The organism is Shewanella sp. 10N.286.52.C2 (assembly GCF_002874545.1).
Taxonomy (GTDB): Bacteria; Pseudomonadota; Gammaproteobacteria; order Enterobacterales; family Shewanellaceae; genus Shewanella.
Genome location: NZ_MCTV01000014.1, coordinates 1 through 18527, shown reverse-complemented (window position 1 = coordinate 18527; position 18527 = coordinate 1). Strand labels below are relative to the sequence as shown.

Annotated in this window: 19 protein-coding genes; 8 read left to right on the top strand and 11 right to left on the bottom strand. The window is 42.0% G+C overall.

The annotated features are described in order from the left end of the window. Positions 1-9: 9 nt before the first annotated feature. Positions 10-1290, bottom strand: a complete 1281-nt coding sequence (locus BCU94_RS06755) for an ATP-binding protein (RefSeq protein WP_347230803.1) — start codon at positions 1288-1290, stop codon at positions 10-12. Between the two features lie 624 nt (positions 1291-1914). Here BCU94_RS06755 and BCU94_RS06750 point away from each other — a divergent pair. The 3 genes from BCU94_RS06750 (at position 1915) to BCU94_RS06740 (ending at position 3596) form a co-directional block, all read left to right on the top strand. Beyond that, positions 1915-2265, top strand: a complete 351-nt coding sequence (locus BCU94_RS06750) for a DUF4870 domain-containing protein (RefSeq protein WP_102439402.1) — start codon at positions 1915-1917, stop codon at positions 2263-2265. Positions 2266-2325: 60 nt separating this feature from the next. Continuing rightward, a complete protein-coding gene (locus BCU94_RS06745) occupies positions 2326-2988 on the top strand; it encodes a Bax inhibitor-1 family protein (protein WP_102439403.1) in 663 nt (220 codons plus the stop codon). Between the two features lie 140 nt (positions 2989-3128). Next, positions 3129-3596, top strand: coding sequence for a GNAT family N-acetyltransferase (locus BCU94_RS06740; protein WP_198590860.1), 468 nt, complete (start codon positions 3129-3131; stop codon positions 3594-3596). Positions 3597-3603: 7 nt separating this feature from the next. Here the strand turns inward: BCU94_RS06740 and BCU94_RS06735 are convergent, their stop codons facing one another. Continuing rightward, positions 3604-4143, bottom strand: a complete 540-nt coding sequence (locus tag BCU94_RS06735; protein WP_102475953.1) for an NAD(P)H-dependent oxidoreductase — start codon at positions 4141-4143, stop codon at positions 3604-3606. Between the two features lie 245 nt (positions 4144-4388). On the opposite strand from BCU94_RS06735, the gene BCU94_RS06730 reads away from it, so the two are divergent. Next, a complete protein-coding gene (locus tag BCU94_RS06730; protein WP_102475952.1) occupies positions 4389-5294 on the top strand; it encodes a LysR family transcriptional regulator in 906 nt (301 codons plus the stop codon). A gap of 35 nt (positions 5295-5329) precedes the next feature. On the opposite strand, the gene BCU94_RS06725 is transcribed toward BCU94_RS06730, so the two are convergent. After that, a complete protein-coding gene (locus BCU94_RS06725) occupies positions 5330-5632 on the bottom strand; it encodes a metalloregulator ArsR/SmtB family transcription factor (protein WP_102475951.1) in 303 nt (100 codons plus the stop codon). Between the two features lie 109 nt (positions 5633-5741). On the opposite strand from BCU94_RS06725, the gene BCU94_RS06720 reads away from it, so the two are divergent. After that, positions 5742-6668, top strand: coding sequence for a permease (locus BCU94_RS06720; protein ID WP_198590859.1), 927 nt, complete (start codon positions 5742-5744; stop codon positions 6666-6668). Positions 6669-6822: 154 nt separating this feature from the next. Here the strand turns inward: BCU94_RS06720 and BCU94_RS06715 are convergent, their stop codons facing one another. Then, on the bottom strand, positions 6823-7347 hold the full coding sequence (locus tag BCU94_RS06715) for a lactoylglutathione lyase family protein (RefSeq protein ID WP_102476007.1): 525 nt from the start codon (positions 7345-7347) through the stop codon (positions 6823-6825). 501 nt (positions 7348-7848) lie between these two features. Here BCU94_RS06715 and BCU94_RS06710 point away from each other — a divergent pair. The 3 genes from BCU94_RS06710 to hmpA all read left to right on the top strand — a co-directional run bounded on the left by BCU94_RS06710 (position 7849) and on the right by hmpA (position 10393). Next, complete coding sequence (locus BCU94_RS06710; RefSeq protein WP_102439408.1) at positions 7849-8388, top strand: DUF2937 family protein; 540 nt, start codon at positions 7849-7851, stop codon at positions 8386-8388. Positions 8389-8492: 104 nt separating this feature from the next. After that, positions 8493-8966 carry a peroxiredoxin gene (locus BCU94_RS06705; RefSeq protein WP_102439409.1) on the top strand — a complete coding sequence of 158 codons (474 nt, stop codon included), beginning with the start codon at positions 8493-8495 and terminating at the stop codon, positions 8964-8966. A gap of 236 nt (positions 8967-9202) precedes the next feature. Further along, positions 9203-10393, top strand: coding sequence for an NO-inducible flavohemoprotein (hmpA, locus tag BCU94_RS06700; protein ID WP_102475950.1), 1191 nt, complete (start codon positions 9203-9205; stop codon positions 10391-10393). A gap of 64 nt (positions 10394-10457) precedes the next feature. Here hmpA and envZ read toward each other — a convergent pair whose 3' ends face one another. The 7 genes from envZ to BCU94_RS06665 form a co-directional block, all read right to left on the bottom strand. Continuing rightward, positions 10458-11780, bottom strand: a complete 1323-nt coding sequence (gene envZ / locus BCU94_RS06695) for a two-component system sensor histidine kinase EnvZ (RefSeq protein ID WP_102439411.1) — start codon at positions 11778-11780, stop codon at positions 10458-10460. 23 nt (positions 11781-11803) lie between these two features. Next, positions 11804-12529 (bottom strand): two-component system response regulator OmpR, encoded by a 726-nt coding sequence (ompR, locus tag BCU94_RS06690; protein ID WP_102475949.1) that lies wholly within the window; start codon positions 12527-12529, stop codon positions 11804-11806. Between the two features lie 195 nt (positions 12530-12724). Further along, complete coding sequence (locus BCU94_RS06685; protein ID WP_102439413.1) at positions 12725-13501, bottom strand: hypothetical protein; 777 nt, start codon at positions 13499-13501, stop codon at positions 12725-12727. A 301-nt stretch (positions 13502-13802) separates the two neighbouring features. Further along, positions 13803-14279 carry a transcription elongation factor GreB gene (gene greB / locus BCU94_RS06680; RefSeq protein WP_102475948.1) on the bottom strand — a complete coding sequence of 159 codons (477 nt, stop codon included), beginning with the start codon at positions 14277-14279 and terminating at the stop codon, positions 13803-13805. A 418-nt stretch (positions 14280-14697) separates the two neighbouring features. Then, positions 14698-15288 carry a molecular chaperone TorD family protein gene (locus tag BCU94_RS06675; protein WP_102475947.1) on the bottom strand — a complete coding sequence of 197 codons (591 nt, stop codon included), beginning with the start codon at positions 15286-15288 and terminating at the stop codon, positions 14698-14700. Between the two features lie 73 nt (positions 15289-15361). After that, positions 15362-15988 (bottom strand): DMSO/selenate family reductase complex B subunit, encoded by a 627-nt coding sequence (locus BCU94_RS06670; RefSeq protein WP_102475946.1) that lies wholly within the window; start codon positions 15986-15988, stop codon positions 15362-15364. Positions 15989-16010: 22 nt separating this feature from the next. Then, positions 16011-18410 carry a DMSO/selenate family reductase complex A subunit gene (locus tag BCU94_RS06665; protein ID WP_102475945.1) on the bottom strand — a complete coding sequence of 800 codons (2400 nt, stop codon included), beginning with the start codon at positions 18408-18410 and terminating at the stop codon, positions 16011-16013. Positions 18411-18527: the final 117 nt, after the last annotated feature.

Genomic DNA, 18527 nt, shown 5'->3' with positions numbered 1-18527 from the left:
CTAATAAGCCTATTTTTCTATGGGTAAGGTTACAGTGGCAATCATGCCTTGCTCTGGGTTGGGTTGTAGGGTTAGTTTGCCGCCTAAGCGCTCAAAACTGGCATGGCTTAATAACACTGCAATCCCTAAGCCTTTGGGGCTTTCAATCATTTTATGGCCAAGTTTTTCCAGCAAACTTTCAGACATACCTTCACCAAAATCGTAAATGCCAATGCTTAGCCCAACTTGTTTATCTAAGGTGATTTTTATCGCTACTTTTTGGGTTTGAATATTTTCCTGACTGGCTCTGGCGGCATTTTCAATTAATGCCAATAATGCCGGTAATAGACTCATATCGGTGAGAATTTCTACTCGGTCAGCGTTGTCAGCCAGGGTTAAAGACAGCTGAATTTCAGGCATGAGTAAATTAACTTGCTCTTGCAGGCTACTGGTTAAATTATTCACGGTTTGCGAGTGCATTTTTTCCGATCGAATAGACTCGGTGGCCTGCCTTAAATCTGTTAGGCTTTTCTCGCAGCGATTCAGCGCCTTATTCATTTCAAGCTGTAAGTGACCCGCTTGATTATCTTCGCCAAGCTCTTCTAATAATAGCCTTAAAGTGGCCAGTGGCGTAGCCAATTGGTGAGCCATTTGTGCTGATACTGTGCCCAGCGCCAATAGCTTTTCTTGGCGCATTTGCGCTTCGCGCAAGTAATGTAATTGGGCGTTTTTTTGGCGAATTTTTTTAGCAATAAACGCCACCGTGGTGGTGAGTACTAATGCTGAAATAACAAAGTTAAACCACATGCCTAAGTAGTGGGAACTCATGTCCATACCATGGTGCATGCTGTGATCGGGTTGAGTAAAAATCATCGCACTGTAGGCGGCGGTAGAAATAAGCGCCAAACACCAAGGGGCCCATTGTGGCAACATGACAGCAGCGATGGCGATAGGCAATAAAAGCAATGAAATAAAGGCATTAGCTGAGCCACCAGTACAATACAGCCATATAATCCAAAATAGGGTATCTAGCAATAAGGTGGCAAACAATAATTGGTTTTGGTTAATGGCGTAACGAACGCGAAAGCCAATAGCGACATAGACAGCTTCAACAGCAAGAATAAAGTTGAGTTCCATTGGTGGGGCGGTTAAGCCAAATAACTGAGTCGCAAATAAGATCAAGCCTATTTTTAATAGCCAATAAATGAGCCGTAATGCGGATAGTTGTGCTGTTGGCGTGCCCATTAAAGCCGCTGATTTTGCGACGTTATTATTGTGGATTTTATTATTATTGATTTGATTATTGGTCACGTTGTTATTGTTTACCTTTTTTATTTTTAGTGGGGTAAATAACTTGGTATAAGTGATGATACATTAATTGAATTATGCAGACTTTAACATCACATCTTGTTTATTTTGTGCGGAGGAGCAAAGCAAGCGTTTTAGGCGGTATTCCCTTTTGCATCAATGAAATATATTTATCTTTTTCGCCAGCTTTTTATAGTAAAAAGCCAAACTATGATGCTGTTATCCAATGCCCAGTAGTATTAAATGCCCAGTAGTATTAAATGCCCAGTATCAATTACCCAGTATCGATGACCTAGGCTGAAATTATTAACTCATAAAGCGATAATATGGTTTATATCGTTCTGTTTTAAAAGGTTAATTTGACTTGCTAATATCAATCGTGGTTATATTTTAAACCTTGAGTGCCACTGTGATGCTTTAATCAAGCTGTTATTGGGCATTAAGTATCAATATAGATAGTAAAGGACAACTATTTTAAGCCCTGATATGGATATCAATCATATCCTTTCAGATCTGCTGGATAGTGTTTATTACTTTTTCTATTTGCTACGAACTAAATACTAAATACCGCTAAAGTCTTGCACCCAGTTTTAGTGGGTTCATTGGGTGTCTATAAAGGAATGAATAATGAGCGAAAATACCGACGTAGTGATAAATGAAATTTCACAAGATAGTAAAAATATGGCGCTGTTGTGCTGGATTGGTACCATCTTTTTTGGGTTTATCCCCTCGTTGGTGTTGTATCTAGTCAAAGAAGATGATGCATACCTTAGAGAGCAGTCTAAAGAGGCGCTGAACTGGTCAATTACTGCCACCATTGGTTATTTCATTTCGTTCATTCTTACTTTCATTTTAATTGGGGTGTTATTTACCTTGGTATTGGGCGTTTGTCATTTGGTCTTTTGCATTATGGGCGCGATTGCCACATCAAAAGGTGATAACTTTCGCGTGCCATATACTTTGCGATTAATTAAGTAAATCTGCTGTCAGTTATTGAGCCATTAATGGCTCAATAACGTCTATTAACAACGAAAGGATATTGTTGTGGAAAGTAATGTTTTTGACCGTCGCAATACAGACGACACCCTGATCAGTCCCACTTTTTATAATCTTGTTATTGGCTTAACACTCTGCTGGGGCTTTGGCGTTAATTGGTGGATGGTGACAAATATTTCACCGCAAGCAATTGCAGATATTAATTCGTGGGTGTTTTTTATCGGGTATTTTGCGTCATGCTTTTTGGGTGTTTATCTATTTTCCTCATCTGATAAACCCATTGTTAGTTTTGCTGGCTACAACTTTGTGGTGGTGCCATTTGGCTTCATTATTAATTTAGTGGTGAGCCAATATGATGCCGCATTAGTATCAGAAGCCATTCGGATTACAGGGCTAGTGACTATCGGCATGATGTGTCTAGGAACGTTATTTCCGGCGTTTTTTAGCAAAATCGCTGGTGCGCTAACCATTGCTTTATTGTTAGTGATTGTCGTTGAGCTGATTGAAATATACGTGTTTGGTATTCATCACGGCATATTAGATTGGATTGTGGTGCTGATTTTTTGTGGCTACATAGGCTATGACTGGGGCCGTGCCAATCAAATTCCGAAAACAGTAGATAATGCTATTGATAGTGCTGCAGCCCTGTATATGGATATCATTAACTTGTTCCTTAGAATTTTGCGTATTCTGGGTCGTAAGTAAAATCGAGTAAGGCGACACCAACAGAGCCATAAGGCGCTGTTGGTGTCAGTCAGATCATCCAAGGAGAAGCCTGTTGCAACTCGTAAAGCCAAGTGGCTACTACCAGCAAAGCTATATTGATTATATTACCGAGCTAGGGGATGAAGAGCGCTACCCGTTTCCGCTTGATTTTGACCACAGTGATTTTGGCGCAATGCTCGAAAAAAATCAGTGACTTTGCCCGCGGGCAGAATTTACCTGCAGGTTATGTGGCCAGTGAAACTTATTGGTTAGTGGAAGGTGATGAGCTCTTAGGTGTCGCCAATTTACGCTTAACTCTCAATGATAATATTCGTTATTGTGGCGGCCATATTGGACTCGGTATTCGACCGTGTTTTCGAGGTAAAGGCTTAGGGGTTGAATTGCTGGCGCAAACTATCGCATTGGCAAAGGGTAAAGGCATCAATGAGCTGCATATTCATTGTTATAAGCACAATCTTGCCTCGGCAAAAATGATCATCGCCAATGGTGGGGTGCTTGATTCTGAAATTGAATTAGATACTCAAAGCAATGAGAAAAATCAGCAAGATAACGCTGCGGCAATAATACAGCGCTATCGAGTATCTTGAATTAGAGTTAACTCGCGAGCTGGCTGACGGCTTGAGTGAGTTTTTCGGCAAGTTCTGGGTTCGTTAATGTACCTGTTTCTACATCAAAATTTTGATAAAAGCTGGGTACCGACAAAGTGCCTTTTACATCAGCGGCAAAGTAGGGCGCTGATGTGGTTGCGGCGGTTAATACCGTGTTAGCGCCGCCAGGGCCTGGTGAAGTGGCTAATAATAGCGTTGGTTTGTATTGAAATAGTTTTTGATCAATACGTGATGTCCAGTCAAACAGGTTTTTGTAGGCTGCAGTGTAAGAGCCATTATGCTCTGCAAATGAAATCACTAAAGCATCTGCCTGGGTGATTTTATCAAAAAAGGCTTGTGCCAATGCAGGCTTGCCTAACTCTTTTTCTCTATCTTCGCTAAATAATGCTATTTCATAATCGTTAATATCTAACAATTCTACTTCCGCGCCATCGACTAAGTTAGCGGCTAAGTTAGCGGCATAATTTGCCAATGTTTTGTTGATTGAATGACGACTGCTGCTTGCTGCAAATGCTAATATTTTCATGTTATTGCCTTATTTAAATCGCTGATATTTTAAACACCTAAAACCAAAGCGATGGATGACTAAAGTGTGTTTGCTATTAACTTATGCAGCTACTGTACGGCTTTTTTGCGGATTGATTAAGTTAGTTGTTGGATATTTATTGTTTCCAAATGACTCGTAATAGTGGTTTTTTAAGCTATTTTAATCTTTATTGGAATGAATGACGCCGTTATAGTGGCACAAATACAGTAACAATGGCGAGCGTGATGGATCAAGGTACAAAGCTATTTGATGGTGTGGTGATTTTTACCCAAGTGATCGAGCTTGGGAGCTTCTCGTTAGCGGCAGAAAAAACCGGCCATTCCACTTCTTATGTCAGTAAAACTGTCACAAAGTTAGAGCAGCGGCTTAATACTCGATTATTGCATCGCAGCACGCGTTCGCTGAGTTTAACCGCCGAGGGCAAGCTGTTTTATCAGCAATGTCAGCAAATGGTCGCCGATGCCCAAGCGGCAATCAATATGATCGATAGCAGCTTAATGACCCCCAACGGCACTCTAAAGATTAGCTGCCCAGTGACCTTTGGCTTGCAATATTTACAACCCATTTTGTCTTTGTATATGCGCATGTATCCCGAGGTAAAGCTAGACATTGATTTTAGCGATCGCCATGTGGACTTAGTGCAAGAGGGCTATGATTTAGCGATTCGAGCCACCGGACAATTAACTGATTCGAGTTTAATCTGTAAACGTATTGGTCAATTTCATGCGCATGTTGTGGCAACGCCGCAATACCTTGCCACACACGGAACCCCGCAAGTACCCAGCGAGTTAACTGAGCACCAATGTATTTGCTATAGCAATTTAAAGCAGCCAGATCGCTGGCTGTTTGAACATGCTGATGGTCGCTCAGAAACGGTAACTGTGGCGCAAGTGATTGGTTGTAATAATGCCGATATGGAACTGGCGATGGTGCTCGATCATCACGGTATTTGCCGCTTACCCTCATTTTACTTAACAGCAGCGCTTGAAAAAGAGCAGCTCAGCATACTGTTTGAAGATTACATTCAACCTCAAATCGACATATATGCGGTTTATCCCAGCCGTAAGCATTTATCCCCAAAAGTTCGCAGCTTTATCGACTTGCTGGTGGAGCATATGTCTGTTTACTAAATATAATACTGGCTAGCTTGTGTAACTGTTGTGGACTACTTAGTTTGAAGTTTTTCATCTGCACAGCATTCATTTTGTAAAAAACCAATCACAGATTCGAGCTGCTCAAACTCTGCCACGCAGAATAAAGTACGGCCTTCACGTCGTTGCGAAATCAAGCCAGCAGAGGCTAAACTAGATATGTGATGAGAGAGCGTCGAGCCTGGAATCGCTAAAGCTTCTTGTAACCCACCGACAGCAATGCCCTGATAACCCGCGCGAACCACTTTATTATAAATGGTAAGCCGTGTTGGATGGCCTAATTCTTTCAATGCTTTAGCGATAGTTTCAATTTCCATAACCATACCTCTTGTAAATTATATTTCGATAATACTAGAAATATCTTGTTCTATCCAGTTCAACGTATTATATTTCGACTATTCTAGAAATACAGTTTTAGGTAGTAATATGGTTGATTTAAATTTCATCAATATGGACATGCTCAAAGAAACACTCAACATGTTTGCGTTCTTAGCAGTTGAGCTAACGATTTTATTCTTAGCGATTAGCTATTTTGTGGGGGTATTGCAGCACTATATTCCACCGGAAAAAATTCAACGTATTTTGAGTGGTAAAAATGGTCGAGGTTACTTCATTGCAGGTTTACTTGGGGCAATAACCCCATTTTGTTCTTGTTCAACGATTCCTTTTTTAAAAGGGTTATTACGCGCCAAGGCAGGTTTTGGCACCATGATGGTGTTCCTATTTGCTAGCCCGCTGTTAAACCCGATTATTATTGGTTTATTTGCGGTGACTTTCGGCCTTAAAGTGACCTTGTTTTACTTCGTCATCGCTATGGGCGTATCTGTGATTGCGGGCATTACGCTTGAAAAGCTGGGCTTTGAAAAGTATGTCAAACCTGAAGCGTATATTGCGCCTGAATCAACAGGTTGTGGCAGCAGTTGCGGCGCTAAAGCGCCAGCCGTCAGCAAATGGCGCAAAATTTGGAACAGCACTTGGGCTGACTTTAAAACGGTGTTGCCTTACTTAATCGGTGGTATTGCGATTGGCTCGATAATATACGGATTTATGCCTACGGAGTTTGTGGCTAGTGTGGCTAGCGAAGATAACTGGTTTGCGATTCCAATAGCGGCAGTGGTTGGCATTCCACTGTATATTCGCGCTGAAGCGGTAATCCCATTAAGCGCCGCATTGGCAGCCAAAGGGATGGGTTTAGGTGCTGTTATGGCGTTAATTATCGGCAGCGCAGGGGCGAGTTTAACTGAGGTTATTCTACTGAAATCGATATTTAAAAATCAGATGATAGCCGCATTTTTAGTGGTAATTTTATCTATGGCGATGTTGGCAGGTTTTGCTTACCAATGGATCTTTTAGTAAATGGCTAAACGCTCAAGATAAGTGCCTAAGATAAGCGTCGAGGCTAAGCTTTAGCCGTTTAGCTAACAATCAAAAAAGGAGGCAAATAATAATGCCTCCTTTTTCTTTTACCTAGATTTAGCCTTTACCGAGCTTTAGCTTTTAGCTCGATTTAGCTATAAGCACCGCTAGAATATTGTAGTTCATAGCTGTGGCTATAAATTTCGATGATATTTCCAAATGGATCTTCCATATAAATCATGCGGTATGGCTTTTCACCCGGGAAGTAATAACGTGGTGCTTTCATGCGTTTTTTACCGCCAGCAGCGACAATTTTGTCTGCTAATTCTTCAACGTTTGGATCTTGAACCGAAAAGTGGAAAATACCGGTTTTCCAATATTCAAAGTTATCTTCAGGTTGTTGCTGATTTTTAAATTCAAACAGTTCAAGGCCAATGCGATCGCCCGTAGACATGTGGGCAATTCTGAAGCGCTCCCAGCCGGGACCAAATACGTCGGTACACATCACCCCGATTGCGCTGTCATCTTCTTTTACTTCGGTAGGCTCCATGATCACGTACCAGCCGAGGACTTCACTATAAAACTTAACCGCTTCTTCTAGATTAGGCACTGACACCCCAATATGAGAAAAAGTACGCGGGTAGGGATTGTTGGTGTTGAATTTATCATTACCCATTGCGCCAGCAACCTTGGTTGGCTCAGTGCCTGTGGCTGCCATAACTGATGCGGCAGTAGTGGCGGCAACAGCGGCTGCAACGCCCACGCCCATTGTTTTTAGCATGTTTCTGCGGCCTAGGTTTAAGTCGTTATTTTTAGCATTGCTGCTGTCATCGTGGTTGCTCATGGTGTATTCCTCATTAACTGGTGTAAATTTGATGAGCGAATTGTATACAGACAAGGTTTTAATGAAAAATTATCAATATTTATAGAAACAATAAAATTATGTAATGTTGGTTTGCTTTGAGTGACGTATTAACCCTATGGGTTAAATAAAGCTCATGAGCAGGTGCCTTCATGGGTAAGCTTGCGGCTGTTAACTGCTTTTAATGATAAAGCGCTTTCTATTTGTGGCTAATCTGGTAGATATAGTTTTTAGCTTACTGTTTGCTACATAGAAGCGCGAACGGCTTACTGTAGTGTTTTAGCCGTCATACTCATTTAAAGGCCGTGATCTATTATGAAATCTGTATTCGATTATTTACGCTTAATACTATTTGTCTCAGGGGTATTACTTGGCGTGCAAGTGCCTGCTTTTGTTGATCAGTATGGTCAGCGATTGCAAGCTCATACCCAAGAAGCAAAATTGAGTTTAGCCGAGTTTGAGCAAGATGCAGATCGATTTTTTGCTGGTGATATTCAACAGCTCATAGCCCATTATCAGCATAACCCTGACCAAGTTTTTAGTGCAGGTGGCGACAGTATTCAAGCCATTTATCAACGTTATCAGTTGCTAAATGGGGCACTTATGCAGTTCAATCAAACGGCTTTTAGTGGTTTTGAACAGGTGGCATTTGAGCCAATGAAAGATATACGCCAAGAGGTATGGCACAACTTTAGCCATACCATCATGCTCGATACACGGGCGATAACCATAGGTTTAGTGCTCGGTTTTTTATTATCACTGATATGTGAACTTTGTTTGCTGGGTTGTGGCAAAGGCTGTCGACATGCATATCGAGCACTAAAACCGATATCGGTTAAAGTGAGCTCACAATAAGCTCAAGGCGAACAACAGCTAAAGCCCATACAGTTACTCAGTGTTTGTAACGCCGCTTTAGCGCTATGCTGTTGAGCACATTATTCAATAAATAAGGATTTACCATGATTGAACAAGGACACACGTTACCGGCAGGCACCTTAGGCGAATTAACCGCAACAGGCATGGTAAGTCATGATGTTAGTACGTTATTTTCTGGTAAAAAGGTGGTGTTATTTGCTGTACCGGGTGCTTTTACACCCACTTGCTCAGAAGCGCATTTACCGGGTTTTGTGGTGCTTGCTGATCAACTTAAAGCTAAAGGGGTTGATGCCATTGCTTGTGTATCTGTCAATGATGCCTTTGTAATGAAAGCCTGGGGGGATGCGCAAAATGCCAGTGAACTCATGATGCTAGCAGATGGCGATGCAAGTTTTACCAAAGCATTAGGTTTAGATATGGATACCGCAGGCTTTGGCGGTATTCGCTCCCAGCGTTATGCGATGATTGTCGATAATGGTGTGGTAACCAGCTTAAATGTGGAAGCGCCAAAGTCTTTTGAAGTCAGTACTGCAGAAGCGATATTGAGCGCTCTGTAAAACTGCATGTAAGAATGCTTCTATCAGCTTGGCTGATTTGTATGCCTGAGTTGTAGCTATGAGTCGTCAATTAATGAAGCCAGCGCTGATGTCGCTGGTTTTTTTATTTGGCTTATACTGAATTGCTATTTTTCTAATCACTCAAGGATAAAAGAGTCGAAAAACATTGATCTAAATCAAATGCATGTTTAATATCTATCAAAACATGCATTATGAATACATATTAGAGGTTGTTTATGTTAGATCAACATACGATTGACGTTGTTAAAAGCACCATTCCCTTATTAGAGTCAGCTGGTCCTGCGCTGACGACGCATTTTTATCAACGTATGTTTGAACATAATCCCGAGTTAAAAGATGTATTTAACTTGACCCATCAGCATTCTGGCGGACAACCGCTTGCCTTATTCAGTGCGGTTGCCGCATACGCAAAAAATATCGATAATCTTGCCGTGCTAGGCTCAGCAGTGGAGCGCATTGCCCATAAGCATACGGGTTTTTTAATTAAACCTGAGCAATATGCCATTGTTGGTGGTCACCTGTTAGCCACCCTGGAAGAGCTAGGTGGTGAAGCGGTTACAGAAGAAGTACTCACGGCCTGGGGCAAGGCTTATGGTTTTCTGGCTGACATCTTCATCAACCGCGAAGCTCAGCTTTACCAACAAACTGCAGCAGCTCAAGGCGGCTGGGAAGGGACTCGTCGTTTTGTCATAAAGTCGAAAACCCCAGAGTCAACGCTGATCACTTCGTTTTTGTTAGTGCCTGAAGATGGTGAGGAAGTGATCAACTTTATTCCTGGTCAATACTTGAGTGTGTCGCTTGAGCATGATGAACTTGAATTTAAAGAAATTCGTCAGTATTCGTTATCAGATGCGCCTAACAGCAATACTTATCGCATCAGTGTGAAGCGAGAAGCGGGCGGTAAAGTATCTAATCTGCTCCATGATCATTATCAGCAAGGTGATGTCCTTGATGTGGTTGCGCCAGCAGGCGATTTTTCGCTGATAGCAGATGAAAGCCCGGTAATTTTGATTTCAGCAGGTGTGGGTCAAACGCCGATGATGAGCATGTTAAACCAGCTTATTGCTCAAAAATACGCAAATAACATCACTTGGATACATGCTTGTGATAATGGCGCAGTACATGGCTTTAAAGAGGTAATTAAGGCAAAGACAATCGCTAATGAGCAGCTGCAAAGCTATGTTTGGTATCGTGAGCCAGCAGCACAGGATTTACCAGCAGAAGATTTTGATTTTGAAGGTACTGTAGAACTCGAAAAAATCGCTGAGCATATGTTACCCAATGGGCAATATTACTTCTGTGGTCCTATTGGTTTTATGAAAGCCGTTAAGCAGCAATTATTAGCGCTTAATGTGCCAGAATCACAACTGCATTATGAAGTATTTGGCCCTCATGCTGATTTATAATGGCTGAGGCTTAACTAAAAAAGCGACTCTATGAGTCGCTTTTTTTTATGCTTATTTTTGGGTATTAATGACGGCTAATAGGCAGCCACACTTGGGCATGCAGCCCGCCTTCTGGGCGGTTTTTAAGGAGGATCTTACCGTGATGCCTATCGATAATACGTTTAACTATCGCTAACCCTAACCCTGAACCCACAGAGCCTCTAGCGCTATCGCCTTGGGTAAATGGCTGGAATAGTTCATCAATTTTAGTTTCATTAATACCAGGGCCATTATCTTCAACAATAAAGCTGACGTATTTGGCTTTATGGATTGAGCTAATTTTTATCCAGCCGCCACCGTAGCGAAAGCCGTTTTCAACAAGATTACTTAATACCCGTTTAATGGCCACACTTTGAAAGGACACCATAGGGCCTTCTTGCAATTGCAGCTCGATATCACCTTGTCGATGCATTTCTTGTTGGGCGATTTCGCGAATAAGGCGGTTGATATCATTGGGTTCCCGGGCGCTTTCTTGGTCATGGCGCACATAGGCAATAAACTGATTAATGATGTCGTCCATGTCTTCAATATCGGTGATGATGCCATCTTTTAGATATTGATCTTCTTCCACCATCATTTCAGATGCTAGGCGAATACGTGTCAGTGGCGTACGTAAATCGTGGGAAATCCCCGCCATCAATAGCGCGCGATCTTGCTCCAACTGCTTCATGCTGTGAGACATTTGATTAAAGGCGTGAGTCACTTCAACGATTTCAGAAGAGCCGCTTAAGGGCAATGGCGCAGGAAATTCCCCTTTTGATACTGTAAAGGCCGCTCGCTGTAGGCGTTTAAGTGGTTTATTAAGACGCCGAGCAAATAACCAGCCTCCAGCGACACTTAAGGCGCCAATAACCAATAAATATAAGGTCAGTGGCGATAAATCATTTTCGTTTAGGCCAGTCAGCGGTACTTTAATCCACACCGAGGTGGCTTGAGGTGGACGGATCCACACTTCTAACTGAGTCCCTTGGGAAAAGCGCACTTCTGCTTCTCCGCCTAAATACTCAGACATTTGTGCAGATAAAAATCCATAGTAGGTCGCACTGTCTACCCCAGCTTCAATGGCGCCTTGTTGGTTATAGACTTTCATCTCATCGTCACGCACTTTGGCGTTTAGGGCATCGACAATGGTGAGGTGTTCACGGCTGATCTCTACGCCATCAATAAATAATAAGTTGATTTGCCGTGCGATCAGTTGATTGATTTGTTCGTAACTGGGTTTAATGAAATAAACCGTCACCGATAAGTAAGACACCAGCTGATTAATCAGTAGCAAGCTACCAATTAATAGTACGGTTTGACTGAATGAATTACGTGGCAGGAAACGCTGCCACCATTTCAGTTTTATGGCTTGAGCTTGGCTAATAAGGCTTAACCTCGAGCGGTGCCGTCAGGCACGAACACATAACCTAAACCCCAAACCGTTTGGATATAGCGGGGATTAGCAGCATCGACTTCAATTAAGCGGCGCAGACGGGATACTTGTACGTCAATTGAGCGCTCAAGTGCAGAGTAGTCACGGCCACGGGCAAGGTTCATTAGTTTGTCCCGCGATAGTGGCTCCCTAGGGTGTGAAACCAACACTTTTAATACCGCAAACTCGCCACTGGTTAAGGCAATGCTTTTATCTTCATGAAACATCTCACGAGTGGCGAGGTTAAGGGAAAACTCACCAAAGCTAATGACTTCTTCTTGTTGCGCTGGCGCACCTGGTACTTCAGCCGTTTGACGGCGCATAACGGCTTTAATACGTGCGAGCAATTCCCGCGGATTAAACGGCTTAGGTAAGTAATCATCAGCGCCAAGCTCTAGACCAATAATACGGTCAACTTCGTCGCCTTTGGCGGTCAGCATAATAATAGGAATGGGATTTTCTTGTTGGCGTAAGCGGCGACAAATCGATAATCCATCTTCACCGGGAAGCATTAAATCTAACACTAACAGGTGGAAGTTTTCTCGCTCTAATAAGCGGTCCATTTGCTCGGCATTTGCTGCACTGCGAACTTGGTAACCTTGCTCCAGCAGATAACGTTCCAATAATGATCTGAGTCGCATGTCATCATCGACAACGAGAATTTTAGATGTTTCTTGGCCCATGACATATCCTTTGGCTAAATTTCGGCACTAAATACAGTTATTAAGCTAAATATAGCGACTTTATAAGAGTGCAAACAAGCGCTGGATGAATTGTTTGCTAATTGTGAGGGGTAATATGATCAATAACAAGGATTAAGTCTATGAAAAAAAGTGATTTTAATGGCATTAAATTGATTAAGGGAAATTGTAACTAAATCAGTTTTTACGCAATAAGGTTGAACAGGAGTCAATCACGCCATCATCATTACTGTCCAATAAAAAAATAAGCTGGTTATCGTGCAGCTTAATATTAAACGCGGCAGCGGCGATATCATTTAAGCGGTTAAAGCCGATTTGTTGGTTATCATCGTATTCAGCTTGAAAGTAGACTTCGCCTGAGTCCATTTGGTGTTGATATTGACCCCACTCCATGCCGGTATTTTCATCATCATGATCCAAGTTGATTTGTAATTGCACATACAAGCCATTATTGAGCATCAATACCGCAAATAAATCATCGAACTCCTGATTGTACCAATAACCTTCAATACTTTGAGCCTGCAGCTGATGATATTCAATAATGACATCAATTGAGCTGTCGCTTTGGGAGTCCATATTGAGCTGTAAGCGCTCGGCACTGGCACTGGCATTGATATAGACATGGCTTTTACTACGGTCAGTGAGCAATGTTATCAAGCCTTCTGCAGGATTATTACTGAAGGTAGGGTTAAAACTAATGATCAGCGGTAAGTCAGCAAAGTTGCTGCTTTCAGATAAGGTATAACTGCCCCATTCGGCAAAGCTATTTTCAGGCTGGAGTAGGTCAAGCCCCAGTTGCAGGTAGGAGCCGTCTTCATTGATTTGTAATAGCTCAATGTAATCTGTTTGCTGATTGAGCCAGTTACCGACAATATTTTGCGGTACATAGCTCAGCGCCATTAGCTTAAAGCTAACAACAAGCAGTCCAACAGCCCAAAAGATTTTACTGTACATAAAAAATCCTTTTATTCATCTTATTCAAAGCTCGCTTCCATGCAGGTATTAGGGGGAGAATGGACTTTTGCTTGAAAGCTCAGCGATTTGGCTATAGACAGTACTATTATCAGCGCTTGAACCAAGATTAAAAACTAAGCGCTAAAGCACTATATATCGTTAAGGCCAGCTAAATAAATACAACTTTAAGTCTAGTTAAATATATCGATAGGGCAAATGTTAGTCGCTAAAACAGCCTTAAACTGCATGCTTTGCAGTGCAAAATTCTACTTTTGTTTGAGGCTTTGAGGTTTTCTATTAGCTAAACGGTGTAGGATATTTTATTGATATACCAATCTTGGGGGCCATTGGGGGTGGGAACAACGGCATCATCATCGATTTCTTTTTTCAATAATGCCCGCGCCATGGGTGAATCAATGGAGATATAGCCTTTGGCATCGCCATAAATTTCATCGGGACCAACTATACGAAATGCCAGTGTGTCGCCAGCATCATTTTCAATTTCGACCCAAGCGCCAAAGAACACTTTACCTTCTTGCTCAGGAGCATACTCAACCACTTTTAAGTTTTCGATACGCTTACGTAAAAACCGCACTCGGCCATCAATTTGTCGTAATAAACGTTTATTCTCTTTGTAGTCAGCGTTTTCGGAGCGGTCACCAAGGCTCGCCGCCCAAGCCACTTTTTTGGTGATCTCAGGACGATATTCACGCCATAAATAGTTCAGCTCAGTTTTGAGTTTGGTCATCCCTTCAGGGGTGATGAGATTGGTTTTCACGTTGCTAGCCTTGAATAAATGAATCAACGAATGGTAAATATACTGGGTATTAAGAGGATCGCCAATGGCGTAATGATGAGTTTATGAAAATAGCTTAGCAGGTGAACATTTTTACGACAGCAAACGCATTTTTACGAAGTTATACGTTACATAGCCATTTTTAGTTGTGATATGAAAGAGGGGGGGGCTTACTGGCTGTGCATCCAGATCCAAATTGGACAGTATGCATTAGCTGATAATGGCTACAAGTCATTTCTTTTAGGTTATGTCTGGGCCACATTTGCGCAGAATGGCATGCTGTGAGCTTTGCTTTTAAAATATTAAGAGCAATCAAATTTGGTTAATTGCTCTCATGGTAGTCCTATCTGTTGGCTGTTTTTTAAGCCAATGTTTTATGACTCTGATTTATGACGCTGGTTTATGAATTTTCTGTTTGGAGTTTTATTTGTAAATCGTTCAGAGTGATACCGATTAACAGACCGACTCCGCGGTAGAACTCAGTTTGTGAATGTGTATCGACACATCGAATAAATTGAGGTAACCATGGCTTTAAGTGATCGCAGATGAGCATAGATGCCAAATCGGATCTATTTTCACTGAGCAAATTTGCAAGTACCGCAAGTATTAACCCAATATGATCACTTGGCCCTTTTTGAGGTGGTGTGACGTCGATTTTATTTCGTTTGCAAAACTGTTCAAATTCAACACAACTTTGCCCACAAACTAGGTTATCTTTATCTGTGTAAACAGAGCCCCATGGGTAAGCCGATTTAACGCCAGGACCAACAAAGAGTTGGTTAAAATCATTTCGCAATTCAGTGAAACTGTGTTTGTTCAACGAACGTTTCATTTCATCGCAAATATCTTCTGTAGGCGTGATCAGCTGAGGCCAGTTTAAGATGATTTCATCGTTAATGCGTTGATACATATTTTCAGTAGGCGTATTTAATAGCATACAAGATAGTACATTACAGATAGCAGCTGAATTTTCAAAGTCGACTTGGTTCATTTCTATCTCTGTAGTTATTTTCACTTAAAGTAAGCATGGGTGATACCCACCCATGCTTTATTACTTACAAGGCTTACACTTCGTTTATGTTTTGAATCGAACCGTCAGAGCGGTCATTATAACGATTAACGGTGATCAGTAAGTTAGGGTCAGTAATGCTACTACTTGGTAGTGGATTTGCTTCACCTCTTACAGCCTCTGGATATTTTTGCTCTAGGATGTCAATAGTGTCGAAGTCCAACGCACGTTGTGGGCATGACTCAACACAAGACGGTTTTTTACCAAGTGCAATTCTGTCTTTACAGCCGTCACATTTAGTCATTACTTTACGTCGAGTATCCAGCTGTGGTGCATCATATGGACAAGCACGTGCACAGCTAGAGCAACCAATACAAAGATCTGTTGCAATGTCGACTAAACCATCTTCACGGCGCTTATGCATCGCACCTGTTGGGCAGCTTTTTACGCAAACAGGAGTATTACAATGGTTACAGCTAATAGAAACGTAGTAAGCAAATACGTCATTAATGTATACGCCATCAGCGACTTCTTGGAAGCTACCGCCGCCATACTTATAAGTGCGGCGTAAAAGTGGCCCTATATCGATATCATTCTTATCTTTACAGCTAATTTGACATGTCTTACAACCACTACATTTTTGTGTATCTATATGAAAACCATATTGGGTAGAATTATTCATAATATCTTCTCGTTACCGTCAGTTATGCTAGGCGGATTTCAACTAAGTTAGTGTGTTGTGGGTTACATTTACCAATAGGTGTTGGGTGATATTTGGTTAATGAGTTAACGTTGCCACCAATGTCGACTTTGCCAGTCAAGTTATCGCTATTTAACCAAGCACCTTGAGCCAGCGAGGTGACACCTGGCATGATCAATGGAGTGACTTTAGCGGCAATAATGACACTGCCTCGACTATTTTTAATTTCAACTTTAGCGCCATCAGTGATACCGCGTTCAGCTGCATCTTTAGGGTTGATCCACACGGCATCTTCATAGGACTCTTGAAGCCATTTAATATTATGAAAACTAGAATGAGTGCGACTTTTGGTATGATGACCAATTAGCTGTAGCGGGTATTGCTCACGTGTTTCAGTGTCTTCGTAGCTTTCCCAAGTTTTATGATACATAGGGATAGCTGGAATAGAGTCACCTTCAGGTAGATCCCAACTCGTTGACATTTCAGCTAATGTTTCTGAGTAAATTTCAACTTTACCGCTTGGCGTGTTTAATTTATTTGCATCTGGATCCGAGAAGAATGCACTAAATGCGATGTTTTTAAATTCAGGGTTGGCTATTTTATATAAACCGCCTTCTACAAGATCTTTATAATCTGGTAGTTTGGTATTGTTAGCTTGATCGCGCTGATAAAGCTCAGTTAACCATTGGTTGTAATCTTTACCCTCAAATACAGCGCCTTCTTTACCCAAGCGTTTCGCTATTTCATAGGTCACTTCAAAGCAGCCTTTAGCATCTACAGGGCTGTCTACAGAAGTAGTCATAGGAATAACCGTCTCTTGGTTAGTCCCACCAAATGCACTGACATCGGTATGTTCTAAATCAGTGAAATCAGGTAACAGGATATCGGCGTATTTTGCACTTGGTGTCATAAAGACATCGTGTACTAAAATAAATAGCTCATCCGTTTCTCTGCTAGCTAAAAGCTCATGTGTTGCAAATGAATCTGAATGCTGATTTATCAGTGCGTTGCCTGCATAGTTCCAAATGAATTTGATATTACTATCAAGTTTATCAACGCCTTTTAAGCCATCTTTCTCAGGCGTGAACTCAGTACCACGCTCAATAGCATCACTCCAAGTGAAGAACGAAATGCTGCCAGGGTAAGGATTATTACCTTTAGGAGAAAGGCTAATTGAACTTCTTCCGTGACCAGGCCAGGTACCAGAGTTTGTACCTTGAATGCCCACCTTACCTAGTAGTAGAGGTAGCATTACAATTGAACGTACGCTTTGCTCACCAATAGCATGGCGTTGTGGACCTAAGCCTTGGCAGATAAATGGGGTTGATGCATTCATCAAATCTCGTGCTAGATCTTTTATATCACTAGCTGCAATACCGGTAATTTTTTCAGCCCAAAGTGGGGTTTTCGCAATACCATCTTCACCTAAACCTAGGATATGTGACTTATAATCGCTCCCAGCTTTTGCAGTTGCAGGTAAGGTATCGCTATCAAAACCGATGCTGTATTTGTCTAAGAAGGCTTTATCAGCTTTGCCCTGGTTAATAATCTCATAGGCAACAGCTTCACATAGCGCTGCATCAGTACCTGGACGAATCGCCAGCCATTTGTCTTCTTTTCCCAAAGATGAGTCAGAGTAGCGAGGGTCGATCATGATGACCTTTTTACCCTTTGTACAAGTACTCCAATCATAAGTACCGCCACCGCCACTCATACGAGTTTCAGCAGGGTTAAAACCAAATGCGACCACTAAATCACTGTGGAACATTTCAGTGTAAGTACTTGAAGCATTCCCACCATAAGTATGCGACATAGCAGCTAATTGTTGTGATGAACTATAAGTACCGTAGTGGCTTAAGTAGCCGCCCATCTCACATAATAATTTAGCGCCCCATTGACCTGCCCAGCGCCAGTCACCGCCAGAATAATTAGCGTATAGGCGGCCGGTTCCGTAATGAGGATATACCGCTGAAGGGCCCGCTTCGTTGTACACTTTTTGAAGGTTTTCAGCGATGGTGCTGAAAGCTTCATCCCATGAACAAGGAACGAAACTGCTCGTATGACCACGTGGGCCAACACGTTTCATCGGACCGTTAAGTCGGTCTGGAGAGTAAACTTTTTTACGGCTTGAGCGACCTTTTAAACAGGCTCTCACTTGGTGCGTACCAAACTCATCACCACCGACATCATCGGTTTCAACACGAGTAATTTTACCGTCAACGGTAATAACTTTTAATGGACAGTTATGGCCACAGTTACAAGTGCAGCAAGACCAATCTATTTTCTCATCAACAGGTGGCGGTGTTGGGGTCACATTGGCATCATCTGAACTGGTTTTACAACCAGTTACCGTTGCTGCGCAGCTTAATGCGGCGCTGGCTTTTAAAAAACTTCTACGTTCCATTGATATATCCTCTCGTAGCATTAACGATGCGGCTTAGCGCAATTGGTAGGTAAACGACAACATCACTTGGTGTGCGTTGTAGTTATGGTTGATATCACCCAGAGTAATCATCCCCGG